This window comes from Brachyspira sp. SAP_772 (genome assembly GCF_009755885.1).
Classification (GTDB): domain Bacteria; phylum Spirochaetota; class Brachyspiria; order Brachyspirales; family Brachyspiraceae; genus Brachyspira.
Genome location: NZ_VYIX01000085.1, coordinates 1 through 855 on the forward strand (window position 1 = coordinate 1; position 855 = coordinate 855).

At 20.4% G+C, this 855-nt stretch carries 1 pseudogene; it reads right to left on the reverse strand.

What is annotated here, in order from left to right:
* Positions 1 to 855: pseudogene (locus GQX97_RS12735) on the reverse strand (restriction endonuclease); the annotation flags it as partial.

Sequence of the window (855 nt, forward strand, 5' to 3'; positions counted from 1 at the left end):
ATAATTTATTTTTTATTATGTTTTGGCAAACCTTTTTAAAATCAAGCATACTCATTTTAAATATTTTATCTATTTTATTGGTAGTGCTAAATGTGTTTGATTTATTTTCATTTATAGATATTTTTAATTGATTTAATATAGAATCAGTATTAATTGTAGATGTTGTTTCTACTAAAGTGGATATATAATCAAAATCTATAAAAGAAGCTTCCCATAAACTAATTGTTTTATCCCAAAATGCTGTTAAATCTTTATCTATATAGTTTTCAAAGTTATCATTTTTGTATTTTTGAAGATMATATGAACCTGAATCTTTTATTTTATTTAATTGGTCTGATGCTTTATATATTTCAGATAAGTAACTTAATATTTTATCAAGGTCATAGATATTAAACTCTTCTATATTGAATGATTTTACCGCTCTRATAGATTGKATTGAAAATTCTATGTCTCTTAAAAAATATGAATAGAATGCGTAATCAAATATTAAAGTTGATATTTTTTTATCAAATTGAGGAATTTTGTATATTGAATATAATTTATCATAATATGTTTTAAATTGCTTATTATCTTCTAATTTGTATAATATAAATAAATATAACTTATCCAAATCAAATATATATTTATCATCGAGAGATTTATCTGCAAGTGTTATCTCTAAAAAAGATTTTGCTATATTGATTTCTTCAGATATTAAGTATAGTGAAATTAAAGATTTAGCTATTTGTTTAGATAGKTCTTTGTTTGTTTTTTCTTTATTTACTTTTTTATAGAGCATTTCTAAAAATKTAAGAGCTTTTTTATAATCTTTTACTTTATAAAAAGCAAAAGCTGCTGCTTTAATATTATCAATAT